At 48.2% G+C, this 25826-nt stretch carries 20 protein-coding genes and 1 pseudogene; 10 read left to right on the top strand and 11 right to left on the bottom strand.

Annotation, left to right across the window (positions count from 1 at the left end; translation table 11 throughout):
* Positions 1-2: 2 nt before the first annotated feature.
* Both ACTNE6_RS00365 and ACTNE6_RS00360 read left to right on the top strand, forming a co-directional pair.
* On the top strand, positions 3-593 hold the full coding sequence (locus ACTNE6_RS00365; RefSeq protein WP_442498209.1) for a PepSY-associated TM helix domain-containing protein: 591 nt from the start codon (positions 3-5) through the stop codon (positions 591-593).
* A gap of 122 nt (positions 594-715) precedes the next feature.
* Positions 716-1399, top strand: coding sequence for a Fe2+-dependent dioxygenase (locus ACTNE6_RS00360; RefSeq protein WP_442498208.1), 684 nt, complete (start codon positions 716-718; stop codon positions 1397-1399).
* A gap of 287 nt (positions 1400-1686) precedes the next feature.
* Here the strand turns inward: ACTNE6_RS00360 and tnpA are convergent.
* Positions 1687-2122, bottom strand: a pseudogene (gene tnpA, locus ACTNE6_RS00355) (IS200/IS605 family transposase).
* A gap of 391 nt (positions 2123-2513) precedes the next feature.
* Here tnpA and ACTNE6_RS00350 point away from each other — a divergent pair.
* Entirely contained in the window at positions 2514-3176 is a 663-nt protein-coding gene (locus ACTNE6_RS00350; protein WP_331819334.1) for a hypothetical protein, read from the top strand.
* Between the two features lie 45 nt (positions 3177-3221).
* Positions 3222-3692 carry a hypothetical protein gene (locus tag ACTNE6_RS00345; RefSeq protein ID WP_442498207.1) on the top strand — a complete coding sequence of 157 codons (471 nt, stop codon included), beginning with the start codon at positions 3222-3224 and terminating at the stop codon, positions 3690-3692.
* 232 nt (positions 3693-3924) lie between these two features.
* Here the strand turns inward: ACTNE6_RS00345 and ACTNE6_RS00340 are convergent, their stop codons facing one another.
* The 8 genes from ACTNE6_RS00340 to ACTNE6_RS00305 form a co-directional block, all read right to left on the bottom strand.
* Positions 3925-4638, bottom strand: coding sequence for a M48 family metallopeptidase (locus ACTNE6_RS00340; RefSeq protein WP_442498206.1), 714 nt, complete (start codon positions 4636-4638; stop codon positions 3925-3927).
* Complete coding sequence (locus tag ACTNE6_RS00335; protein WP_442498205.1) at positions 4638-7730, bottom strand: type I restriction endonuclease subunit R; 3093 nt, start codon at positions 7728-7730, stop codon at positions 4638-4640. Before ACTNE6_RS00335 ends, ACTNE6_RS00340 begins: the two co-directional genes overlap by 1 nt.
* A gap of 13 nt (positions 7731-7743) precedes the next feature.
* The gene (locus tag ACTNE6_RS00330) at positions 7744-8898 is read right to left on the bottom strand and encodes an RNA-binding domain-containing protein (protein ID WP_442498204.1); all 1155 of its coding nucleotides are present in this window, start codon (positions 8896-8898) and stop codon (positions 7744-7746) included.
* Positions 8877-11504 carry a TrlF family AAA-like ATPase gene (locus tag ACTNE6_RS00325; protein ID WP_442498203.1) on the bottom strand — a complete coding sequence of 876 codons (2628 nt, stop codon included), beginning with the start codon at positions 11502-11504 and terminating at the stop codon, positions 8877-8879. The genes ACTNE6_RS00330 and ACTNE6_RS00325 overlap by 22 nt, the downstream gene beginning before the upstream one ends.
* 128 nt (positions 11505-11632) lie before the next feature.
* Positions 11633-12040, bottom strand: a complete 408-nt coding sequence (locus ACTNE6_RS00320; RefSeq protein ID WP_442498202.1) for a four helix bundle protein — start codon at positions 12038-12040, stop codon at positions 11633-11635.
* Positions 12037-13443 carry a restriction endonuclease subunit S gene (locus tag ACTNE6_RS00315; RefSeq protein WP_442498201.1) on the bottom strand — a complete coding sequence of 469 codons (1407 nt, stop codon included), beginning with the start codon at positions 13441-13443 and terminating at the stop codon, positions 12037-12039. The genes ACTNE6_RS00320 and ACTNE6_RS00315 overlap by 4 nt, the downstream gene beginning before the upstream one ends.
* Positions 13440-15860 carry a type I restriction-modification system subunit M gene (locus ACTNE6_RS00310; protein WP_442498200.1) on the bottom strand — a complete coding sequence of 807 codons (2421 nt, stop codon included), beginning with the start codon at positions 15858-15860 and terminating at the stop codon, positions 13440-13442. Before ACTNE6_RS00310 ends, ACTNE6_RS00315 begins: the two co-directional genes overlap by 4 nt.
* Positions 15850-16098 (bottom strand): helix-turn-helix domain-containing protein, encoded by a 249-nt coding sequence (locus ACTNE6_RS00305; RefSeq protein ID WP_442498199.1) that lies wholly within the window; start codon positions 16096-16098, stop codon positions 15850-15852. Before ACTNE6_RS00305 ends, ACTNE6_RS00310 begins: the two co-directional genes overlap by 11 nt.
* A gap of 1052 nt (positions 16099-17150) precedes the next feature.
* On the opposite strand from ACTNE6_RS00305, the gene ACTNE6_RS00300 reads away from it, so the two are divergent.
* The gene (locus ACTNE6_RS00300) at positions 17151-17606 is read left to right on the top strand and encodes a hypothetical protein (protein WP_442498198.1); all 456 of its coding nucleotides are present in this window, start codon (positions 17151-17153) and stop codon (positions 17604-17606) included.
* Between the two features lie 58 nt (positions 17607-17664).
* Here the strand turns inward: ACTNE6_RS00300 and ACTNE6_RS00295 are convergent.
* A protein-coding gene (locus ACTNE6_RS00295; protein ID WP_442497520.1) for an IS3 family transposase occupies positions 17665-18803 on the bottom strand; the annotation gives its coding sequence in 2 pieces (ribosomal slippage) (positions 17665-18551 and positions 18551-18803; 1140 coding nt in all).
* Between the two features lie 133 nt (positions 18804-18936).
* Between ACTNE6_RS00295 and ACTNE6_RS00290 the strand changes: the two genes are divergently transcribed.
* From ACTNE6_RS00290 to ACTNE6_RS00280, 3 genes are read left to right on the top strand one after another with little or no spacing between them, the layout of a single operon-like run.
* On the top strand, positions 18937-19461 hold the full coding sequence (locus tag ACTNE6_RS00290) for a hypothetical protein (protein WP_442498197.1): 525 nt from the start codon (positions 18937-18939) through the stop codon (positions 19459-19461).
* The gene (locus tag ACTNE6_RS00285) at positions 19454-21040 is read left to right on the top strand and encodes a hypothetical protein (protein ID WP_442498196.1); all 1587 of its coding nucleotides are present in this window, start codon (positions 19454-19456) and stop codon (positions 21038-21040) included. Before ACTNE6_RS00290 ends, ACTNE6_RS00285 begins: the two co-directional genes overlap by 8 nt.
* A gap of 29 nt (positions 21041-21069) precedes the next feature.
* Positions 21070-22632, top strand: coding sequence for an ATP-binding protein (locus ACTNE6_RS00280; protein ID WP_442498195.1), 1563 nt, complete (start codon positions 21070-21072; stop codon positions 22630-22632).
* On the opposite strand, the gene ACTNE6_RS00275 is transcribed toward ACTNE6_RS00280, so the two are convergent.
* On the bottom strand, positions 22613-23056 hold the full coding sequence (locus ACTNE6_RS00275; protein WP_442498194.1) for a hypothetical protein: 444 nt from the start codon (positions 23054-23056) through the stop codon (positions 22613-22615). The two genes, ACTNE6_RS00280 and ACTNE6_RS00275, sit on opposite strands and share 20 nt — an antisense overlap.
* 368 nt (positions 23057-23424) lie before the next feature.
* Here ACTNE6_RS00275 and istA point away from each other — a divergent pair, with 368 nt between their 5' ends.
* A complete protein-coding gene (gene istA / locus ACTNE6_RS00270; protein ID WP_442497231.1) occupies positions 23425-24966 on the top strand; it encodes an IS21 family transposase in 1542 nt (513 codons plus the stop codon).
* 46 nt (positions 24967-25012) lie between these two features.
* Complete coding sequence (istB, locus tag ACTNE6_RS00265; protein ID WP_442497230.1) at positions 25013-25768, top strand: IS21-like element helper ATPase IstB; 756 nt, start codon at positions 25013-25015, stop codon at positions 25766-25768.
* Positions 25769-25826 lie beyond the last annotated feature (58 nt).

Raw genomic sequence — 25826 nt, 5'->3', positions numbered from 1 at the left:
AAATGGCTGCGCCGCACGCCTGGATCGGCCTGTGGGGCGCGGCGTTGGGCTTATTATTCGGATTGACCGGCATTCTGATGAATCACCGCGAGATCATGAAAATCCCCCTCGGCAAGATGGAGCAAAAAGAAATCCAGCTTCCGTTGCCCGAGCCAAGGCCCGCCAATCCCAAGGCCATGGCAATCTGGCTGGGGCAGACTTTGGCTATCGACACCGGGCACGCCCGAATACGCCGAGAGCCCGGCAAAACCGTCATCTGGAACGGCAATGAAGTGCGGCAGCCGCCGAGCTGGCAGATTGCCGTGCGCAGCCCGCAGCACTCCCTACAGGCCGAGTACTGGGAGGGCAATGCCTTCGTCAGCGTCAAGCAAAGCGAGGCCAATTTGCCGGTGATGCTGAACAACCTACATAAAGGCACCGGCATGGGCGTCGGCTGGGTCTTGCTGGCCGACACCCTGGCCGGCGGACTCATAGTCCTGAGCCTGACCGGCACGCTGCTATGGACCCGCCTGCACGGCCGCCGGCTTGCCGCCGTCGGGCTGGCATTGGGCTCCCTGAGCCTGGCCATAGGATTTGCCTGGCAGGCGCTTTAGCTTGTGTGGGGGCGACTTCGCCTGGAGCGCCTACTGTTGGCAGTCGCCCCCACAAATACATTCCTTAAAAAGGCAAGTTATTCTTTACCGTATCGTTAATAGGAATTCTCTGGAGATTCTTCATGCTGATCCATATACCCGACGTACTGACTGCCGAGGCATTGACGAAATGCCGCACGATTCTGGAGGCCGCGCCCTGGGCCGATGGCCGCATTACGGCCGGCACGCAGTCGGCCCAGGTGAAAAACAACCGGCAACTGCCGGAAGATACGCCTGAGAGCGATGCGCTCCGCGCCATCGTGCTGGAGCACCTGAACAGGAACGCGCTGTTCCTGTCCGCGGCGCTGCCCAGGCGCATCTTCCCGCCGTTGTTTAACCGCTACGAAGGCGCCGTCAACGCCTTCGGCAATCATATCGACAACGCAGTGCGCATCTGCGCCGCGACCGGCGAGCGCGTGCGCACCGATCTGTCGGCAACGTTGTTTCTGAGCGATCCGGATGACTACGACGGCGGCGAACTGGTCATCGAAGACACTTACGGCTCACATGCCGTAAAACTGGCCGCCGGTGATATGGTGCTCTACCCTGGCTCCAGCCTGCACCGCGTCGAGCCGGTCACGCGCGGGGCTCGGCTGGCTTCGTTCTTCTGGATGGAAAGCATGGTGCGCGAAACGGAACGCCGGCGGCTGCTGTTTGAAATGGACATGGCCATACTGGAACTGCGCGAGACGCAAGGCGACAGCGCGCCGACAGTCAACCTGACCGGTTGCTATCATAATCTGTTGCGCATGTGGGCTGAGGTTTGAACGGCAGAGTTAGTATTCTTGTATATGGAAGACAAGAAGAAATCCTGCTCTCACTGACAAATATTTAGTTTTCCCGTATCAGCTGTACACATTAGGATTTCATCAAACAATTAACCTATTCCTTGATTATGTCTATGATTAAACTTCTCCTGTTCCGAGTTAATTCCTGATCATTAAAATCATTGTCTCGATTTACTGTTCCCAAAGTTAAATCACCCCCGGCAAAGCCGGGGGCTTATTATTGTTAGCCCCTCAAAGGGGCGAATTCAGGAATCGCCTAAAGGCGATCAATTTTTCCAAAGACTTAACTGTTCGTAGCGTTCCTCTTCACGCTCTTGCTCCTTGATGTAATTTCGGACCATCTCTTCATCAAGGCCAACCGTTGATACAAAGTAACCTCTCGCCCAGAAGTTCTCATCCGTAAAGTTTTTTTGTTTTCCCTCGAAAATTCCTGGCAATTGAAATCGCACTCTTTCCTTTGATGAACCCTACTACATTGGAAACTGCGTATTTCGGCGGTATGCTAAGGCACATGTGGACGTGGTCAGCCATCAAATGCCCTTCTACTATTTCACACCCCTTCTGCTTCGCCAGCTCATGAAATATTTCACCTAAATGGCGACGTAATTCACCGAATATCTGCTTCCGTCTCCTCTTCGGTATAAACACTACATGATATTTGCAATTCCATTTTGTATGGCTCAGACTTTGATATTCTCTCATTTCGATTCTCTTAACTATTGATCAAGTTTCTGAGAATCGTTGTAACCGCCTTATAGGTCAAACCTCTGAGAGTCCCCCGGCATAGCCGGGGGGTTACCATGTTTAATTAAAGTCGGGCAAGAAAAATTATGAAAAAGTTGTATAAACTACTGAAAAATATTCAGGCTTTTTTAGTTTTCTACAACCTTATTAAACAATCGCAGAGTAGTCGATGATTTCTATTGGTTCGTAGCTACTCGCGTTACTCTGCTTTTGACTTGGTTTCTGGTTGTTTTATCGATTCCCACAAAGCAGCTCGCTTTAATTCCCAAACTGGAGCTTGGGAACGGGAAAACTGGTATAAGCCAAACGCTAGATACGCTTAACTTACACAGAATTATCAGGAGATAACATGACAGGAAATAGTGGTCCTCTGGGTGGATCAACCAATAAGCCAGTAATAGATGAAGGCACTCTCATCCTTCATCAGTCGCCGTCACTTGGTCCGATTGGGCTCACCTCCCAAAATAGTCTGTACATTACCCCGAAAAATGGCTCTCGAGGATTGACCCCGGGAGAAATACAAATGGCGAAAAACATCTTTAAGGATTCGATCAGCTACGCTAAAGTTCGGGTCCATAACGAAGGCTACTTTCCTTTTGGGCTGCAAGATGCCAACACTGCAGTGACGCCTAATGGGGAGATGTATTTTCTCCCCGACGATTTTGAAGAGGACTTCTCAACTTCTGGCGATCGGGGGAAACGCTGGTTTATGCATGAGATGACCCACGTATGGCAGCATCAACTGGGGTATTGGGTTAGGATTAGGGGCGCGTTCCGTCCAGGATTGGACTATAGCTACATTCTTGACGCTCAGATGAAGCTCTGCGACTACAATATGGAAGCTCAAGGTGACATTTTGGCAGACTACTTTGCGTTAAAGTTTCTCAATAATCCAGGTATTGTCAGGAATAAGCTGAGTTCAAATCCTCCGGTTACATACTCGGTCAAAGAGTATGAAAGAACATTGAAGGACTTCCTGATCAATCCATTAAACCGTAAAAATCTACCTTAAGATATGTCAATAGAAAAACTATGTTGCTATCTAATAGTCGTGGCAATGCACTTTACGCAGATCAGTGGATGTACTCCGATTAGAAAGGAAGATGGACCGGCTATTGTTCGACAAATTGGCAATGTTCCTTGCTTTTCCATTGCGAACACTGAAAAAACCCGTGCGGGAGAAGCGAATTTAGAAATGATAGAGGTTATAGATGAGCAGGGCGAAAAAATGTGGCTCGTTGATTTTAAGAAAATGCCTCCATTCACGCCGGACCAATGCATACCCTATGGTCAAACGACCGATGTTTTTCCAGCAAAGGTGCCGGCCGTACCACTAGTTACCGACAAGGTGTATCGGCTAACTATCATTGCGCCGATGGAAAAACATCCATACGAGACTTATGCTTACTCAGCGGATTTTTGCTTACTTAAACGTCCGGGACAAGAGGTTCTCGTGCATCAAGTCCAATTTGACTCAAAAACATCGCGATGGCTGCGCGAAGTCTGCAAAACTGATGCGCCAAATTGATCGTTAGCAGCTGAGCTGACAGGTTATGTCCCCTATGCTCGACAGGCTAACCCGACCTGCAAGTAACTGTTAATTCGGCGCCCTGTTCGCAGGAAGACATGAATGATAGGCTTGCCATTCATGGAAAAAACTTCATCTTCCCCGTATCAGTTACAGGGAAGATGCTTGGGATGTAAATATGGTCAAATAAACGGGCGGCTGTAAACATACAATAGAGTTTGAAACTTTTTATTCAATACGCCCAAGTATTATGCGCTAGCGGCATCCTGTTTAGTAATTCTCGCCGCTCCCTCCAATTCGGCATAAACCTGTCCATGTGGGCCCGAAAACGCTCGTTATGGTTTCGTTCAAGCAAATGAACCAGCTCATGCACCAAAATATACTCCAAACACTCGTGGGGCTTTTTGGCTAATTCAAGATTGAACCAAATTCGCTTCGCCTGGGTGTTGCAGCTACCCCATTTTGTTTTCATCTTCTTAACACTCCAAGCTGTTATGGTGATGCCGATTGTGCTTTGCCAGCCATTGATAAGTTTTTCTACACGGGCTTTCAGAGCAGCACGGTAAAACTCGGTTAACGCTAACGTTCTATTTTCGACCGATGTGCCCGGATTCACATATAGATTAATTTTGCCGCGTGCGACTTTTACCTCATGACACCCAACTCGCTCAACAACATTTAAACGATGGCGTTTCCCCCAAAGGTAATGACATTCTCCACTCACCATCTCGCGATCGGACTGTCTAGGTTGATTGGCAAAATCGCTTTGCTGCTTTTTAATCCAAGGAATACGACTGACAACAGCCATACGTATTGCTGTATCCGTCATAGACTCAGGTGCAGACACACGCACCTTGCCATCTGGCGGCAATACGCTGATATGCAGGTTCTTAATCGCTTTTCGATTAATCTGTATCGTGATTGCGCCAATCTGAAGCGTTGGCATCAACGGTATTCCTTCTGGGCTTTAGCGAGTTCCATAACGCTTTGAATATCTACCTCGTAGCCTTTGGTTTCCTCGCGCACAGCATTAGCGATCTCCCGCTCTTTAAAGCGATCCCCCACCCAGTCGGCTTTTTTAGTATAGCGAATAGCGCTATCGATTTTCACCGCCAACACTTCGTCACTACCAAAGTTGTCGTAAAATGCCCGTTTCGCACCTGTATCCATAGACGGCGGATAATTGGAAGCCGTCTGTTCCGGCCGAATCACCTTCTTGGAAAGTGCACGAATCCGCTCAAGATACTCCTGGTATTCAATGGCTTTTTGCCGACGTAACTCGATTAACTCATCCAACAACACCGACATCTGCTCGTAATACTTGGGGTTGACCGGGTTTTCATCCACTATGGTCTTGCGTACGTTATTTTCGATGGTTTCCGCCATCGCGTCCTGATTCTTGCGGATACCCTCGGGCAGAGATTCTGTCGCCTCAATGCCTTTTTCGACAATGAGCTCGATAAGGCCAAGCTCCTCAAAGTCCATCAGTTGTTCACTGTCGTCGGCACGGATATACATATCCAACAGGTGGCGCATGGCGGGCTCAAAGCGCTTCATATCCACCAAATCCCCGCTGGCCAGTTTTACCTCGTTGCGCACTTTTTCATAATGAGCGACTTCCAATCGAATCTTCTCGGCATCCTCTACAGAAAATCCTGCATCCGGCATTTCGTTAGCGATATTGGCAAAGGCTCGCAGCAGCTTGGCGACGTTCTGATACAGTGATAGACGTAACGCTTCTTTTTCGCTGAGCTCATCCTGATTAGACCCAGATTCACCGCAGAAGTAATGAATATAGTCTTCGGTATTGCGCGGCGCTTTAACCGGCTCACACAGGGCACGCACCATTTCCAACGCATTTTCCAAATCAAGGCGGGCTTGTTCCAGCCGGTTTTTCAGCAATCCGGCAACATCTTCTTTGTCGTACCCATCAAATGCTTCTTGGGTATAGTCGGTAATGGCTTTGTCCAACGAACGGAACAAATCCTTGTAGTCGATGATGTAGCCATACTCTTTATCATCACCGTCCAGGCGATTCACCCGGCAAATAGCCTGAAACAGATTGTGATCGGCCATTTGTCTATCAATATAGAGATAGGTTGCCGAAGGCGCATCGAAGCCGGTCAGCAACTTATCCACCACAATCAGCAGGCGCATCTGTCCCGGTTCTTTGATAAAGCGCTTTTTAACGGCTTTTTCAAACTCCTCAACACGGCGGGCCGCTTCATCTTCCGACTGCTCAAAGTAATCAGCCAGCATCTTGCGGTAAATGTCGTATTTGAATAATTTCTCGGTCAGTCCCTCACCGGTTTCCTCGCCTTTGATGCTGGTCGCGGTTGGCTGAAAACTGGTCACAATGGCGACCTTGCCCGCCAAATCCGTCTGGCTGAACATCTCATAAGCTTTACAAGCTTGGTAAACGCTGGAGCACACTAACATGGCATTGCCATAACCATCCATCAGGCGAGGCTTGATCTCCATGTCTAACAAGATGTCGTTGACGATCTGCTGCAAGCGCGACTTGCTGGAGAGCACTTTCTGCATGGTGCCCCATTTCTGCTTAAGCTGGGTTTTGGCAAGACGCGATAGACCCCGCGTCTTGGCCTCAAACCACTCATCCACCTTTTTCTGTGAAGTGATATGCTGGTCGATATCCCTTGCCTCGTAACGCAAATCCAGCACCACGCCATCGGCCACGGCCTCATCGAATTTATAGGTATGGATATACGGGCCAAACACCTCCACTGACTTTTTCTTGTCCTTTTTCATCAGCGGCGTACCGGTAAAACCGATAAACATCGCCTCGGGCAGAATCGATTTCATCGCCTCATGCAGCTTGCCTGATTGGGTGCGATGGCATTCATCGACAAACACAAATAAATCGCCTTTGACTTTAAAATCCTTGGGTAACGACTTCTTTAACTCGTCAATGAAGGCATCGGTCGCGGCATCGTCATCGCTATCGGATTGTCGTCCGAATTTATGTACCAAGGAACACACCAGCCAAGGATTGGGCTGGTTCAAAGTAGCGACCAGATCGGCGCCGCTTTTAGTGCGGTAGATTTCTTCTTCGACGCCGGTAAAAACTTTTTCGATCTGCTCATCCAGTTCGGTACGGTCGGTAACGATCAGGACCCGGCTATCTTTAACGTTCTCCCGAATCCACTTTGCCAGCCAGACCATGGTCAAGCTTTTGCCGGAGCCCTGAGTGTGCCAGATGATGCCGCCTTCGCGGCGCGCCACGTGTCGCTTGGCAGCTTCAATACCGAAAAACTGGTTATGGCGGCAAGTTTTTTTCATGCCAGCATCAAACACGATAAAGTCGTGAATGATCTGCAAGAATCGATGCTTGTTGCAGAGGCGACTTAAATGGAAATCCAGCCTGTGGTCATGAGAATGACCAACATCTTCCTTCCATTCAAGATAATACTTTTCAGGGGTTTCAATGGTGCCGTAACGTAATCCTTGCGTATCGTTACCGGCCATGACCAGTTGCATCGTGGCGAAGAAGTTACGGATGAAATCTTTCTTCTGGTTATCCAGGTTTTGCCGAATGCCCTCCGATACCGCCACCGAAGAGCGCTTCAGCTCCAGTATGCCCAGCGCGATACCGTTGACGTACAAAACAATATCGGGGCGCTTTTTACTTTCGCCCTTGATGGAAACCTCTTCGGCAATGGCAAAATCGTTGGCTTCAGGGTATTTCCAATCGATCAGCCACACGGTCTGATTCTGCTCTCCGGCGCCTTCCTTGTCTTTCACGCCATAGCGCAACAAACGGTAAACGTCTTTGTTGGCGTAATAAAGTTTCTTGCCTTCGCCAAGCGCGGCCGCCGCATCCAACTGGCGAATGGCGCGGCTGATCAGCGCATCACTGATGCCACGTTTTTTCAGCCAATCAGTCAGCAAACCGGTCTCGATATTTTTGTTGCCTTCGCGATCTTGCCAATCGCCCAGATAGCGGTAGCCCAGCTCTTTCTGAAAAAATTCGACGATACGATTTTGTGTAGCGCGTTCGCGCTGGCCTACCATTGCCATTTATTGACTCCTTTTAGATCACTTTGCGCCGTATTACGGCTTTAAAAACATTACCTTCGCGATCATCGATAAAATCAATATCCGGGTATGCCTTAATAGCGCGCAAAATTCCGCTACCCAGCCCCCGGTACGGCAAAACGCGCGGTGCAAAAGAGGCAAGAATAGGATTCCTTACATTAGAGTTGCCCAGCTTGATATTTTCGATAGTCAAATTATTGGGCAAATGGCCAGGACTCGTAATTTCCACACGATCAGAAAATACCAATACTTTTACTGGCGCTGAGATAAAATAGTCTCTATGGATCAGTGCGTTTGCTATTAGCTCCTCTAGTACAATTCTTGGTATTTCAGGTTCGCCTAACGAATTAACATCCTGTTCATTCTGTAGGTGATGAATATTGCCCAGCACAAAACTCAATGTTTTTTGGAAAACATCAGACAGCTTGCCCTTAATATCTTGGCTATCGATATAAGCAGTGTCTGCGATATCCTGTCCAGGAAATGCCACCGCTTTAACAATAAACACAGGCAAACGAAGCTCCGGTCTTTTAGCAAATAACAGCGTACCACTAAGATTCAACCGACCGGCCTTCATCAAGTTCATGTTTTCCATGAGCTGCGCCAACGAAATCTCTTGTTCTGCTAAAGGTTCACCGACAAATTGTTCAAAAAACGACTCAAAGAACTCCATATCGAGATCCGCTACAGATGTATTTGGGACAGGTATTTCGTCAGCATGCACTAAAGCGGCTTCTTGGTATATGCGCTGCAATTCTTCCCGGGCGGTTACTTTTCTTTTATCAGAACCGCTTTTTACCCAAATAAAGCCCTGATTATCCATGTATGGCTTACTGATGCCCTGGTCAATCGTAACAACCATCACCATACCGCCAGGCAAGGCTATATTTTCAGTAATGGGATTAATGGGAGGACGTACTGACTGGCTTGCCGCATTTGATATCAACTGATTGAGTCTTGCCATATCAGCACTATTCAACCCGGTAACACTCCCATCATCATTAACGCCGATTACTAAAACGCCGCCCTTTGAATTGCTAAAGGCGACCATTTCCGCAGCCACAGCGTTTGCGTTTGTAAAATCAGCCTTAAACTGATGTTTGCTGTCCTCGCCGTTAGCGATGATGCTTAATAATTCTTCGGTTTCCATGCTTCGTATACCTGTTTGCGTCTCTCGAAGGCTTCGGCGCCGCCTTCCATAATGCCGACGATACTCTTTTGAATGTCGGCGCAATCAATACTGCCGCTGACAGTGGAAATCTGCTCATCCAAATACCGGCACGCGATCACCTGTTCGGCATCGCCCAAAACAGGAATATTGGCATTATGGGTAGCGAAGATAAATTGAGCCTCTGGCTTAAGCGCACGAATTAGCTTAATCACATCGTCATAAATAGTTTGGTTATCCAGATCATCTTCAGGCTGATCGATAATGACGACATCATTGTCTCGCTGGCTCAAGACAAACAGCATCAGGGCTGATGCTCGCTGACCTAAAGAATGATGCGCTAAAGCCTTACCGTGATATTCAATGGTAAAAACATTCGGCACCTGCCAAGTTAAAAGCGCTTCAATATTGTCATCAAAGTATTGCGAAAACGTTTCAAAAGAGCCGCCTAGCTGCTGAGCAACATGTGTCCAATCGCGCCACATCGCGCCAAAGTCGCTGTACTGATCGATTAACCCTTGCAAAGTCGCCTCTCTGATACGGCTACCGCGAAACAGGTCCTGCATGTGTTTGCGCATGGCATCCTTATTCGCCTTGAACTGAGGCACAATCTTCAAAGGGGAATCGGCTCGGTTAATGCCCGCCAAGACCCGTTCAATCGTACGATATTCTTCGAGCCAAAGGTCATTTAATTTAGCCAATTCCCCTTCCAGCGATTTTTTTAAATCGGCATATTGCTGTTCGCTCTTATCCAGTACAACCAACATTTGATCGGCTTGGTCCAGCAGCGTTTTTAATTGGCGAAACTCTTGTGGGCTGATTGCCTGCGCGCCGGCTTGTTTCAACTCGCCGGCGAGTTTACGTTCAATTTCCGCAAACTCCTCCTTCAGAGCCTGCTTTTGCTGCTTAAACAGTCCAAGCTTATGTTGCAGTGAAAAGAGTAACGGTTGTCCTTGGGCTGCAACCTGTTTGATAGTGTCAAAACCTTGCAACACTTGTTTAAACGTCGCAAAGAAGTCATCGAAAAAAGCCTGATTATTGGATGACGTATATAAGACTTGATTTTTTAATTCGTCCTCAAAGGTCGCGATAAAACCAACCAGTTGATCCAAGTAATTCTGCGTCTCCTGAATCACTTGGCTGGCTTTACGTTCATCGCGATCAAAATCAATCTGCTTTTGCAGTTTTTCTTCAACACCATTCTGTTGATAAAACTTCAGCTTGAATTCGGCATCCTGCTTTTTCTGCACCCATTCTTGCTTTTGCTCTGATGCGCGTTTGAGGCGCTTGATCTGACCAATGGCATCAAGTACAGCTATACGCCCGGCTTCGATTTTTCGCCTGACAGGAACCAATGCCTCGCCGACCAGTTTTTCGATCAAATCTTTTTCAAATCCGGCTCCGGTGCTGGAAAGGTCTTTCTGCCCGAAATAAATCGGTTTGTGCAAAACCGTTTCGCGAATCGACACGCCCGGCTGAAGCTGCTCATTGACATAAACATCGGGGCGTTCTCCCAAAATCCGGCGTATTTGATAACGCTGGCCGCGCCGGTCAACCGCATCAATGGTGATCTTGCCGCCACTGCGCAGAAGGTGCTTAACCAGGCCTTCTTTGTATTCCACGTCCGACGCTTTATCGCCAAACGGAATATTAAGCGCGTAACGAATACCTTCCAAAACCGATGACTTACCGCTGCCGCGAATGCCAATCAGGGTATTGAGTTCCGGCGATAGGCAAATTTCAGTGCCGCCCAGCGCACCGGCACCTTCAAAACGAATTTTCGTGATATGCGAATGCTTGTAGCTTGGCGGTTCTTTACGGACCCGGTTGTCATAATCGCACAAGGCAAACTTGACCGCCTCAAAACTGAATGCGCCCAGCTTCAGGTAGCAGGCTTCTTTTCTGGCCGCCATATCGGCTAACTGCTTGGCATCGCATCCTTCAACTTCGGCGGGATATCGATCACCCAATGCCTGCTGTATTTTTAGCCGCTCATCATGGGTACGCACTTTTTGAAAACCGATCACCCTGCGCCGTACAGTTTCGTTTTCGAACAACTCCTGAATACGGCCAGGTCCCAAACTGCCCCATAAGCCATTGGGCGCTTCCACATGCGCGAAAATCAAAAAATAGTCTTTGTGAAACTTATCCAATTCTCGAATAGTTTCCAAAATATCGTGATTCGAGCGGGCGTTTTCCTGCTCAAAATTGGCCTGTCCCGCAAACATAACATTTAGAAAACTTTGGATGTAGTTTGTTTGTTCTTTGTTGCAGATCCACTCATCCGAGAACACCACCAAAGTATGCACGCCGGCCTGACCGTCTTTTACCGATAACTCAACGCCGGGCAACAAACCAACACCAGCCTTGTGTGCCTTTCTTCTCAGGCATTTAAATTCTTGCAGATCGAATTTATTGTGATTGCTAATCACGCCCAACTGAATGCCCGCGCCGACCAACGCAGCGACATAATCGTTCACATAACCATTCTCTTCCCCTTGATAGGTAAACTCCTTGTCGGCGCGGGTATGCAGATAAAAATCCGCTTTTAACCAGCGGCTACCGCACGAAAATACCTCATTGCTCATGGACACGCTCCTTCCTATCGTTTGTAGACAAGCTGGGCTTCGATTGTATCAGCCGCGTCTTTCCGGTCAGCAATTCCTGCATCATGCCTTGCAAAGTTAATTGAAAATGGAGAGTTGATAGTGGAGAGTTATGGTCTGTCATTATTCAATCTCTCTTTCGAAGTTTTAACGATGGAAACCAATAACTTAAGTAATTCTTGGGCGTCAGAATGAATTGATTGGTAACTTTCTTCGCTTATCTCGCCTGACTGATGCAATAGCTCAATCCAATAATTGGTTTCGTTCGCTTCTTTTAGGGCGATACTCATTTTGTTAATGAAATCCGCTTTACTTTGCGCATGTTCCGCCTCGCGTACTAATGCACCAATTGCCGTGCCGCTACGAAGCACTTGCTTGCTTAGCACGTACTCTCGCTTTTCATTTTGCAAATGCTTCGACATTTTCACGATGCGCAATGCAAAAGCGAAGCTTTTCTCCCACAAAGGACCTTTGTTGAGTTGAGAGTTGAAAGTGGAGAGTTGAGAGCGATTGGTCACTTTCCACTCTCCACTGTCAACTTTCCACTTATTAACCGGATTCTTCCGGTTAATAGCTCCTGCATCATGCCTTGCTTGATTTGGCAGGTTTTGGCGAGGCGTTTTTGCAGGGTTTGGATTTCTTCGTCCATGTCGGACAGGATGGTGGCGATGGCGGTTTGTTCTCGAATATCTGGAGCTACTAACAAGAACTCTCCAAACAACGCTTTTGAAATTATTGGAGTTGCTGTGATTCCAGCAGAGGCTTTAAGTCGCTCTTTTGATTGTTCAATTGCATAGAAAAGAAAATCTGTATTTACAGTTTTTCTTGGAATTACTGCATTTATCTGTTGATTACATGCTCCAATCTTTCGCAAAACTGCGTTTTTCCCAATGCTTGCAATGCAAGTAACCAATACGGTGTTGGCGGGTAGCTCCCTTAACGATTTCAGCCCTAAAGAGGAGATTGCCCTCTCACCGTTTGAAATATCTTTAGAATCATTGATATCCGAGGGTGTAATCCAAGGTATATCACCATTCCAATATTCGATTACAGATGTTGAAGGTGTTCCACCAGTTACGATATCACCTAGGTCCCTAATAGCAAACACCTCCCAATCTTCTGGAATTTTCCCCAGCTCACTTTGCTTATAGGCTTTCGGTGTACCATCTTCGCGCAGAGCGAATTGGGGCAGGCGGGTGCGGCCAGTGAGGAGTTGTTGCATGGTAGCGGTTTTGATGGCCTGTTTTTTGGCAATCAGTTTTTCCAGCTCGTTAATCAGCGCATCGGCATCGGACAGGGCATTGGCGATGGCGGTTTGTTCTAATTTTGATGGAATTGCAGTTTTTATCTTCCGCACTGCATCGAGATTCATTCCTGCTTTCGCGCCTTGATCAGCCGCTCCTTTAAAGAGCTTTTGAACATTCTCGGAAGATAAAAAGTAAGCTACATATTTTGAATCTATTTCGTTTTTATCAAAACGAACAAGCGCAACGTGCTGATTAATAAAAGCAGGCTTTTCCAATCGGCCATCCACATAACTGCAAATACCAATATCTGCGGTGATGGATACAAGAATATCACCATTCTCAAGTGAAGTTCTTTTACCTTCCGACGATTGATGGGGCAACAAAACAAACTTTGTCTCAGTCATATCTAAATAAATAGACTCGCGCGACATGTTGGTAATCCTAACGAAAATATTTCCATGAGAGGCATAAAATGAAGCCCAGCCTCGTGAACCACTCGTTACAAACGGATTAAAATCTCCTATCGCACAGCAATCCCAATCTATTGGAATCATCCCCACTTCGGTCTGCTTATACTCTGGCGGACATGAGTACCCAGCAGGCACAGTTTGCCCTGTAACATTCACCAGATACTTAACATTCGCCTCAGCTACTTGATTATTGGTTGCTGTCATAGCGCCCACCCCAAGCCCATCGCCTTCAAGTGACCAGCGACTTTATCGCTCAGCACATCAATGGATTGAGTGATGGCGGGCAACGGCTCGGCATAACGCTCCTCCAGTTCTCTGACGCGGTTGGCCAGTTGCTGGGTGACACGCTCGATTTCCGCTTCAATATTGGCCTGTAAGGTGGCCAGCCATTTGTCTTGCACGACCAGGTTTTTGATTTCTTCTTCGCTCAACCGGGCATAGCGCCTGAACACCGCCAAATCAAGCGCCTCCTGGTGTTCCTTCAGGGACTTTTTGCCTTCAGCCTCGGCATCGAACAGTTTTTGCGCCTGTTTAAGCGTAGCTTTTTCGTCCGTCTCGGTGGCCAGTTTTAAACGCGCCTTGACGCTGGCGGCGGTCACCTTGTCTTTGTCGTTCAGCGCTTCGCTCAACAGCCCATCATCGCCGCTGTTTTCCTCGATATAGCTTTCCAGTTCCTGAGTCGCGGCGTCGAGATCGGCTTGAATTTGCTCAATGATGGCTTGTTCGGCTTTGAAATAGCGCGCCACCATCAGCGACGGCGGGATTAGTTCGGCCTTGTATCTGCTTTTGTTAATCACCAGATCGGGCGTTTCCTTGAGCTTTTCGCCTTTCTGGGCAACCAGTTCGCGCAGGGTTTTACCGGCCTGCCAGCCGTCCTGCACCAACACATAGACATCGTCTTGCATGACGTCGGCCCAATAATCCATCAGGATTTGATAGATGTCGTATTTGCTCAGCAAAGGAGTATCGGCGTAGGCTTGCAGCAAGTCTTCGCTGATGCGGTGGATGATCACCTTGGGCTGCTGGCCTATTTGAATGTCATGCAATGCCGCACGTTCGCACCAATCGGTAAACGGCCGAAGGCTTTGCTGGGCAAAGGCGGTAAATTCGGGATGATTCAGAATCGTGGCCTTCACCTGGGAAGCCGCGATCAACGCCTTGCTGTAACCGGAGCGATGTGCGGTAAACAGGGTGCTGCGCAGACTGGGGAACACCCGCCAATAACTCGCCAGCGCGTCGATATCGCGGTTGGGAATGCCGCCTTGCAAGTGGGCGCTGAGATCGTGCAAGTCTTCCGGCTCGCTGCTGTCGATATAGCGCGGGATGTTCAGGTTGTAGTCGTTGGCGGCGATCTCGCTTAAATTGACCATACGGCTGTAGCGCGGCAAGGCCAATTGTTTGGTGAACACATCGACGATTTTGTGTATATCCTGGGCACGCAGCCGGTTTTTATTGCCGTCTTTCATGAAGCCTTTGCTGGCATCGATCATAAAAATACCGCTGCGATGTGCGGCATGTTCTTTATCGATGACGATGATGCAAGCCGGAATGCCGGTGCCATAGAACAGGTTGGCCGGCAGGCCGATAATGCCTTTGATGTAGCCTTGCTTGATCAGGTTTTCACGGATGCGTGCTTCGGCATTGCCGCGAAACAGCACGCCATGCGGCAAGATCACCGCACCCTTGCCGGTGCTTTTCAGGCTTTTGATGATGTGCAGCAAAAAGGTGTAGTCGCCGTTTTTCTCGGGCGGAATGCCCCAGACGAAGCGGTCGAATCCGTCTTCCCGCGGGTTGATGCCGCTGGTCCAGTTTTTGTTGGAAAACGGCGGGTTGGCGACGGCGAAATCGAAAGTTTTCAGCTTGCCGTTGGCGTCTTTCCATTGAGGGTCGGCAATGGTGTTGCCTTTCCAGATTTTGGCGGTGGCGTTGTTGTGCAGGATCATGTTCATGCGTGCCAGCGCGCTGGTGGCGTTGTCCATTTCCTGGCCGAAGATGGTCAGGCCGCGCGGCGCTTCGTCGCTGGCTTTTAATAACAGCGAGCCGGAACCGCAGGTGGGATCGTAGACGGTGGCATCCTGCGGCGTATCTTTGTTAATGCCGATGACTTTGGCGAGAATGCGCGAGACTTCGGCCGGGGTGTAAAACTGGCCTTTGGACTTGCCCGATTCGGTGGCGAAGTGGCGCATCAGGTATTCGTAGGCGTCGCCCAACAGGTCGTCGCCGTCGGCGCGGTTGGCGGATAAGTCGATCCCTTCAAAAATACCGATCAGCTTGGACAGGCGGTCGATCATTTCCTTGCCTTTGCCGAGCTTGTCCTCGTCGTTAAAATCGGCGACATCGATGACGCCTTTGAGATCGTTCTCTTCAGCGAGGGCGCTAATAATCTTGTTGATCTTTTCGCCGATTTCCTTATCGCCCTTTAGAGCCGCCATATCGTCAAAGCTGGCGCCTTGCGGCACCACGATCATGCCGTAGGGGTCGCCCTTGTACTTGTCGGACACATATTTCATAAACAACAAGGTCAGTACATAGTCTTTGTACTGGCTGGCGTCCATGCCGCCGCGCAGTTCGTCGCAGCTTGCCCAGAGAGAGGAATAAAGTTCGGTTTTCTTAATGGCCATGTCGGGCTTCCTTTAATTTGCTTGCCGCATCCTCTTGAGCCGGGACGCGCTCCAGCAATTCACTCAGTTCACAATCAAACAATACGCAAAGCTTATCCAGTGCGTCTAAGTCCACCTTTTGCGCGGTTTCTTTGTAAAGCAAGGTGATTGTGTTGCGTCTGAGGCCGGTTTCCCTGATCACATCGGCAATGCGCATTTTGTGTTCGCCCATTAAGCGGGCAAGGTGGCAGCGGATCATGCCTGTTTTTCTCCATTCGTCTTACTTTATAGATATGCCAAGGTGAATTGGCGTTTTACGGTGAAATGCTTAAATAGGGATACCCTAACAGAATTTTTGTTATTGATAAATAATTCAAGATGAAATGAAATTTTTTAACTTGATTTAACCTGAATTTGGGATAAAAAAGAGAAGGGAGGTGGTTGTTATCACTGATATGGGGCGGCTGTAGGGTCGAATTCATTCGACCCGGAGCGCAGCACAGTGCCAGTGCGAATACCCGCGCAAGGGGCGCAAGTGAATTCGCACCTACGCGCGGGTCGATCGGCTACTCTTTCTTCATGAGGCTTAAACCGAATTGAGGTTAATTTACAGACAATCCTCGCAGTTTGTGTCTCAGTAAAGCAGTATTTAAATTTTTGCCATAAAAAAATCCGGCCAGCATTTAATCATGCATAACCGGACTTAAGAAGTTTTCAACTTTAATGTGTTAATTTCAAGCTGTAATGTAACAGTTTCAATCTTTATTGTTTGGTTTCAAACTTTATTGTTCGTCCACAACAGGTGTAAGAGGGCAATAAAGTATCATACTAAGACACGCTGGAGACCGCATTCTACCGTTGCAAAAATCAATCATAAAAAATTAAAGTATCATACTGACTCAGAACAATCGCTTCTCAACTACAAAAAATTGAGTAATAAAGTATCATACTAAGTATCAGCATTGCCATCTCATTGGATAATGTTGGCTTTGTCCAGTCTTGCCAATAACACATTATTGTCCTTTTATCTATTAATTCGAACGCTTCTTACATTTTATAAAAGCGAGCAATTAGCCCATAATTTTACTGATACCTGCCCTTACAGCCATTCATTTAGTTAGGCATCCTTAGCCCCGCCACCGTGACAGCATTACCATCATTTAGTTAGTAAATCCCACACAAAATTGCAGCTTAATACTGCAGTTTTATTAAATTTTTATCAAAATAATATTTAGATCGACATTCATATTCTTAATTGTTAAAATAATCACATCTCAACAACAAAAATAATCTGCAGCAATATACTGCAAAATGAATAACTCCACAGTACTCGAAATTGAAGGTCAAGTTGGTTTTTGTGGGCACCGCAAGGTATTCACTGGCTTTGCATCGGCCGGCGACCTGGCTCGTGCCAGCTTTGCTGACGTTCTAGATGAATCTACAGGGCATGGCTATCAGCGGCGTATGTCACGCGAACATAGTCTGGAGTTCAAACGCTACATCCAGCAGCCTGGAACAACCTCCATCCCACTAACTTTTAATTTGCGAGAATCTTTAGCCGATCGTTGGTGTCTCGAAGAGGGGTCTAAAGCCCGGCTTCGCTTAGAACTTGCAAAGGGACCTGCCCTAACGCAGGTGGATGGGCAGCACCGGTTGGGATTTCTTCAGGGAAGTCCGATTCAGTTTGCCTTCATGACTTATCTTGGTTTGTCAGAAGATCAGGAGATGGAAGTCTTTCGAACAATCAACGGTAAAGCCAAAGGATAGAAGTGGACCCCACCAATTGGACAGCCATTTATCATTCTTAAGTGATAACCCTGCCAGGTTATGCGGCCTTTTGTTCATCAAAAAGGTCAGCGTCATAGACTTCATCCGGCGTTTTTCCCGCTAAACCCTGATGTCGTCTTTTTTCATTATAGAAGCGAAAATACTTACCAATTTCTGATTCAGCTTGCCGCGGCGTTTCGTATGCCTTCAGGTATATTTCCTCGTATTTGATGCTGCGCCAGAGCCGTTCTACAAAGACATTATCGACCCAGCGGCCCTTGCCGTCCATGCTGATCTTGATGCCATGGGCGTTGAGCATGCCAGTAAATTTGTCACTGGTAAATTGACTGCCCTGGTCGGTATTGAACATTTCCGGTACTCCATAACGCGCAATGGCTTCTTCCAGGGCTTCCAAGCAAAAGCCGGTATCCATCGTATTCGACAGGCGCCAGCTCAGGACCTTACGACTATGCCAGTCCATGACCGCGACCAGATAGAGAAAGCCTTTGGCCATCGGAATATAACAGATATCGGTTGCCCAAACTTGATTGGGACGGTCAATGCGCAAGCCCTTCAGCAAGTAAGGGTAGATTTTATGGCCCTTGCCTGGCAGGCTGGTCTTCTTTTTCGGATAGAGCGCGACCAAGCCCATTTGCCGCATCAGCCGTTGCACTTTCTTGCGGTTGATATAAGCGACAACCTTTTGATCCAGCAGCTCATCTCGAATCCTTCTGCTCCCTCTGAACGGCTGCTCCAGATGAATGGCATCGATGGCTTTCATCAGTCTCAGGTCTTCATCGGACGCCTCGACAGGCCGGTAATAGATACTGGATCGGCTCAACGCCAGCAGTTTGCATTGTCGGGTCACAGATAGCTCCGCCTGGGGATCGATGTTTTCTTTGCGCTGGGCCCGATCTAGCGACCGAGCACTTTGGCTAAAAAATCGTTTTCCACCGTCAGCTGACCGATCTTCGCATGCAGATCCTTGATGGCCTCATCGGAAGCGGATGAATTAGGCTTACCCTTGCTGAACAAGTCACTGGCATTGTCCAGCAATTGCTGCTTCCACTGCGTAATCTGGTTCGGGTGGACATCAAACTCAGACGATAATTCGGCTAAGGTTTTATCGCCTTTAATTGCTGCCAAGGCTACCTTGGCTTTGAACTGCGGAGAGTGATTTCTTCTTTTTTTGCTCATTGTTTTTTCCTCATACGTTGAGATCACAATAGAGCAGTTTTGTCACTTAAGCCACTGTCCAATTTTCTGGGTCCATTTCTGATTGAGTAGTAGTCTCCTAGATTTCACTGCAGCTAAGTCTTTAGGAAATGATTTGGCAAAGGTTGATCCTGCGCTTTTTGTGGCACTTGGACTAAACAGTGATCCTAATTCGCCTTGGTGCGGACGTTTAGATCTTGGTGGTGCACGTACAGTAGGCACTAAACGAATTGCATCGTTACGTACAATGCATCAGGCAACGCAGAGATTTTTCAAAGAGGCAAAGGTGGGTGATTCAATAACTGCCGAAGTAATGCTTAAATACGCAATCTCTTACTGGAAAGCGGTCGTGATTACGCTTCCTGATCAGTGGGAAAATCAGCGATATCATCTACTTACCAAGGGGATTGGTGTATATGCAATGATGAGTTTAGCTGGCTATTTGGTGCGCGAGTCGTGGAATGAAGCAATCACGGTTGATTTTTTCGTCGCGAAGTTATCTGATTTCGTTGACCATATCGATTGGTCAAACCACGGGCCTTTAGAAGGATTTGGTGGGGCCAAAGGGGCGGATATGGCCTTCAAAATGATCCTCGATATTCGAAAGGATGCGTTTCGGCGCATGATTCAATATGGCTAATAAAAACATTCTCTTAATCGAACCTGGCTATAGAAATAAGTATCCTCCTCTAGGGCTAATGAAGCTCGCCGCTTATCATGGGCCATATGGGAAAAAAGATAACGTAAAGTTTATTAAAGGCAATAAGGATCGATCAGTCTTTAATAGCATTTGGGATCGTATATATGTAACGACACTTTTCTCCTTTGAGTGGGTAGAAATTGCGAAGACTATCGACTTCGCGATTACCCTTGCTAAGGGCGATACTACCAAAGTATTCGTTGGAGGGATCGCTGCTTCATTGATGCACGAGCGCTTCCTTGCTGAGCCTCGTTGGCGTGGCGTACGCTTTATTAGCGGCCTACTATCATCATCACCTTCTGAATCACTACAACTCGATGACTTTACCGAGGAGCTATACTCTGATGATTTCAGCAGCACACCTATTGAAGATTTAGTGCCCGATTACTCAATTCTCGACCAAATTCGGGATCAGTATGTCTATCCAGTACACGATGCCTACTTTGCATATGCTTCCCGTGGTTGTGTGCGTAAATGCCACTTTTGTGGAGTACCCAAGCTAGAAGGTGATCAACGTGATGCACAATCGATCACCAGCTTGATCAAAGCGATCGACGAACGTCATGGACCGAAGCGTGACTTAATGCTGATGGATAATAACGTTGTCGCATCGCAGAACTATAAAAACATCATCGCCGAAATTCGAGATAACGGCTTCCAGAAAGGGGCAATGTTCCGTCGCCCAGGCAAACCATCTGTCCAACGGCGTGTTGATTTCAATCAGGGGGTCGACGCACGAATCTTGTGTAAAGATAAGATGTATCTAGAAGAGATGGCTACTATTGCCATTCGTCCGCTACGAATTGCTTTCGATCATCTTGGAGTACGCAAGCCATATGAAACGGCAATCCATATGGCATACGAAGTAGGACTGCATGACTTATCCAATTATATGCTTTATAACTTTAAAGATACTCCAGCAGACCTGTATGAGCGAATGCGACTCAATATCGACCTGAATGAAAAGCTGAACATCCGGATTTTTTCGTTCCCGATGCGGTATCAGCCTACTGATTTACCCGATCGATCTTTTGTTAGTGAAAACTGGAACCGTTACTATCTTCGCTCAATCCAGATTATTTTACAGGCGACACATGGAATCGTCAGTGGCTCACCTGAATTTTTCCGGAAAGCGTTTGGTAAAGATAAAGAAGAATTTGGGAACCTTTTATTACGACCACATCATTACCTGTTTAACCGGTTCTGGTATGAAAAATATGAAGGTCGCCCTGAATTCGACTCTTTCGAAGCAGATTTTAAACGCTTGACGATGGAGGAGCGCTATGAACTGGAAAATCTTCTTTCAGGAACAACAGCTAGTGGATTCATCGGACTGATTGGCAAAGCTAACAGTTCCAAGGTTAATAGCATTCTCAGATACTATGTACCTCTCCCGTCAGACGAGGAGGCTGAAATCTGGAAAGTAATGAGGCAACGCCTAAAAGATAACAAGAATGTTGCTCCATCCATTCCTGAGGACGAATTAGTTGAAGATGCTGGTCTCGCTGAAACAGCATAATTTAAATGAAAAAACTGGTAGTACAATAAATGAATTTTTCTGCAATCAACATTACGAAACAGCCCAAGACTTTGATAGACTCTGATATAGTCATTGGAAAGGATATCTTGGAACTACTGGCCAATGCGATGTACGTTGACCCGTTAACAGTCTATCGTGAATACATTCAGAACGCGGCTGATTCCATCGATGAAGCCAGGATGGCCGGATTGGCATCGGATGATCCGCATATCATGATTACTTTAGACCACGCCGGACGGACAATTCGCATTCGCGACAATGGCGAAGGTATCCCAAATACAGATTTTGTAAAGCGAATTATCTCTATCGGTGCAAGTCATAAACGAGGTACAGACCTTCGAGGTTTTCGTGGGGTTGGAAGACTTGCAGGGCTAGGCTATTGCCAGGAACTGGTATTTCGGGGAAAGGCAGAAGGTGACGCGAAAGTCTTCGAGGTAAGCTGGAGCAGTCGCGCATTGAAGGAGAAAATGCGAGATGTGAACTATACAGGCAACTTGACCGATATCATCCGAGAAGTTGTGTCCTATTCGGATAAGCCTGCAGATGATAAAGCAGAGCGATTTTTTGAGGTAGAAATGCGTAAAGTTACCCGCCTCAAGAACGATCTACTGATGAACGAACAGGCTATTCGTTCCTATCTGTCCCAAGTTGCGCCAGTTCCATTTCATCCTGACTTCAGTTTTGGACCTAGTATTCAAGCATTCCTGACCGAATGTGGCATTCAACCGCCGATTCGTATCGAATTGAATGATAACGTTGGTCCTATTCATCATCGTATCCGTAACACCATCGAATTCAACCCAAATATCAAAGATTCATTGAGTGATATCGAATTTTTGGAAATAATTGGGGATGATGGTGAATTGGCTGCTTTTGGTTGGATCGCGGACCATAACTACATGGGTGCAGTGCCCAAGAGGCTCGGTTTGGGAGGAATTCGCCTGCGCGCAGGTAACATCCAGGTAGGCGATGAGTTACTACTAGCCCCTCTGTATTCGGAGCCGCGATTCGCTAATTGGACTATCGGTGACATTCACGTTTCTTCGAAAAAGATGATTCCGAATGCTCGTCGTGATGATTTCGAACATACGGTTCAGTACTCATGGCTTATGTCAGAGCTAAGTGCACGTGTTGGAGAATTAGCTCACCGTATTCGGACACGATCTCAGCAGCGCCAAAGTTTACGTAATACACAGATTCATTTTAAGGCAGTTAATGATTGGTTCAGCCTTGCACAAAAGAGCGAGACACCATTATTGCTAAAAAAAGCACTTCTTGAACTGACAGATGAACATATTCAAAAAGCAGTAAAAGAGGTTAAAAAGCTTGGGGACAGTCCTGATGACTATCACTTGGCCTCAACCCAGCTCCGTGATTTATCCGATGAAGTCCAAAACTTTGGGATGGAAATTCAAGAATCAGATGGTTCAGAGATAGCCCTATTCTCTGGTGAAACTGAGAAAGCGCTACTTGAAGCCCTGAAAGTTGTATTGTCAAATGCCCGCTCAGCAAAGGTCGGAACCAAGACAGCTCTAGATATTGTAGCTGCCGTTAGTTCTTTACAGCATTAACCTTCTTTGATATCTGCTTAATTCGTGCTTCGATTCTGTCAATGAGATACTTAAGTTGTTTTTTTTCATCGTCAGAAATATTCATGATCTCGAAATCTACGTTTTCATCGGCTAGAAAATTTTTGAAATCCGAAAATCTTTTAGTATAGAAATTGCCTGCACCTCGCTGGTGTGCTTCCTGTAAGGCATCATCATATGAGAATGTGCCATTCATGAATTTTTTTAAGGTATTGCCTCCAGCTTTGACGATCTTTGGAAGACCGTCACGTACATCAACTGCTCGCTCGATTTCTTCGTTCTGAATCATTTCGGTAATTTTTTTATCGAACTGAGGATAAAGTTCTCGAGCGTGGTTGAAACGGCTTTTAAGGAGCTCATCATAATAGCTCCACCGTTCAGGATTGCGGTCATCTACTTCCTGCATGTAATCGTATACTCGAATAAGATGTCGAATTTTTGCAAGGGAAAGTCCTACCTCGGCCCGTAGTTGCTTTTCATCAGCACCATGGGCCTTGAATCTACGATATAGATAGCCAGCCTGCTCAAAAGGCGCCCAGTCCTTTTTACCAACAATTGCATATTCTGGCCCAACCTGAACACCTATTCTGATTCAATCTGAACACTGATTCTGATCGAAGTTGAACATCGATTCTGGTTTCAAGCTGAACACTTTTTGGGGTATTTCCAGAATCGGTGTTCAAGCTGCCGGAATCGCTGTTCAGATGGCCAGAATCCTTCCTAACGCATTGTTTTGTTAAACCTTAGTATCCTGTTCCGATTTTTGGAAAGGATATGTCAGCCCAACGAATTGCAATGCGAAAAATCAGAGAAGTTTTACGACTGCGTCTCAGTGCCGGATTGAGCATCCGGCAAATCAGCGCCGGCACCAAGATCAGTGTCGGCAGTATCCAGACTATCCTCAAGCTGGCCGAACAGCATCAGCTCTGCTGGCCGCTGCCGGATGAACTGGATGACCAGGCCCTGGCGTTGACGCTGTACCCCAGCTCCGATGCCCGGCCTGCGGCCAAATTTCAGCAGCCAGTGTGGTCGGAGATTCATCAGGAACTGAGGAAAAAAGGTGTGACCAAGCAGTTGCTGTGGGAAGAATACACCCGCCAGTATCCGAACCGCTGTTACAGTTACTCGCAGTTCTGCGCCCGCTATGCCGACTGGTTGAAGGCGCAAAAGCGCTCCATGCGGCAAACGCATCGGGCCGGCGACAAGCTGTTCATCGACTATGCCGGTCCGACCGTCCCCATCATCTGCACTGGCGGCGAAATCCGTCCGGCCAGCATCTTTGTCGCGGTGCTGGGCGCTTCCAGTTACACCTATGCCGAAGCCACCTGGAGCCAGAGCCTGCCGGACTGGCTGGGCAGCCATGTGCGGGCCTTCGAGTTTTTTGACGGCTGTCCGGCGCTGCTGGTACCCGATAATCTGAGAAGCGGGGTCAGCAAGGCTTGCCGTTATGAGCCGGAGCTCAATCCGGCCTATCAGCAACTGGCCGCCCATTACGAAGTGGCGGTGCTGCCGGCCCGGCCTTACAAGCCCAAAGACAAGGCTAAGGCCGAAGTCGGCGTGCAATTGGTCGAGCGCTGGATCCTGGCCAGGCTGCGCCATCAGACGTTTTTCTCACTGGCCGAGCTGAATCAGTGCATTCAAGCTTTGTTGATCGAACTGAACGATAAGCCGTTCAAGCAGTGGCCGGGCAATCGCCGGCAGTGGTTCGAGCAACTGGATCGGCCAGCGCTGGCACCGCTGCCGAAACACGCCTATCGCTATATCGCGATCAAGACGGTCCGAGTCCCTCTCGACTACCACGTCCCGTACGAGCAGCATTGGTATTCGGTCCCGCATCACTGCGTCGGCGAGCCGGTGGAGATTCATGCCGGCGAGCGCTTGATCGAGGTTTATTTTCACAACCGTTGCCTCGCCACCCATGTCCGCCAGTTTCATCCCGGCACCACAACAGAACCAACGCATAGACCGGAAAAACACGCCCAGCATCAGCAATGGACGCCGGGGCGGCTGATGAACTGGGCGCAGACCCTGGGGCCTGAGGTGTTGCGCTGGGTGAAAACTCAGTTAAACCGTCAACAGCATCCGGAGCAGGCCTATCGCGTCTGTCTGGGCTTGCTTAATCTGCAGCGCAGCTACCCACCTGAACGCCTGAACCGGGCCTGCGCCCTCGCCAACCAGGCGGGCTTGTACCGCTTGAAAAACATCAAAGCCATTCTGCACAGCAACCGTGATCAACTGCCGGAAACGCTGCTCGTCCAGCCGTCTTTATTACCTCAGGATCATGAAAATATTCGCGGACCAAAAAGCTTTCACTGAAGCCTCACCGCATGATTACCCCTTAATAAAACAGGATAACGCCAAGATGATTGCACAAACCCTCAGCCAACTACGGCAACTGAAACTGACCGGCATGGCCTCGGCCCTGCAAACCCAGCAGGAGCAACCGGGCGCCTATGAAGGCCTATCTTTTGCCGAGCGCTTGCAGCTGCTGGTCGGCCAGGAAACCCAGGAGCGCCAACAGCGCAAACAGGAGCGATTGATCCGCACGGCCCAGTTTAAACTCAAAGCCCACGCCCAAGACATCGATTACCAGCATCCCCGAGGTCTGCAGCCAAGCCAGATGGCGGCGCTACTGCAGTGCGACTGGATCCGCAAAGCGCAGAACCTGTTGCTGACCGGCCCCTGCGGCAGCGGCAAGACCTACCTCGCCTGTGCGCTGGGACACCAGGCCTGCCTGAAAGAGTACAGCGTGCGCTATGTCCGGCTTTCCCGCCTCATCCTGGCGCTAACCCAGGCCAAGGCCGACGGCAGTTATGGCAAGCTGCTGAAGAACCTGGCCAGCTTCGATTTGCTGATCATCGACGACTGGGGGCTGGAGCCGTTAAAAGCCGCCACCCGCAATGACCTGATGGAAATCATGGATGACCGGCATGACCGGTCCGCCACCGCTATCCTCAGTCAGTTACCCACCGACCAATGGTATCAGTCGATCGGCGACAACACGCTGGCCGATGCTATTTTAGACCGGCTCATGCACAACGCTCACCGGATCAATCTGAAAGGTGAATCGATGCGCAAAAAGTTGAATTCCTTGACCCAAGTTGAACACTTGGGATAAAAATTCACTGCCATGGATGCGTTAGGATTTTGACTGTTCAAATTGACCAGAATCGGTG

Source organism: Methylobacter sp. sgz302048 (assembly GCF_052162025.1).
Classification (GTDB): Bacteria; Pseudomonadota; Gammaproteobacteria; order Methylococcales; family Methylomonadaceae; genus Methylobacter.
Note: the sequence above shows the minus strand (reverse complement) of the source record. Positions and strands in the feature narration are given on the sequence as shown.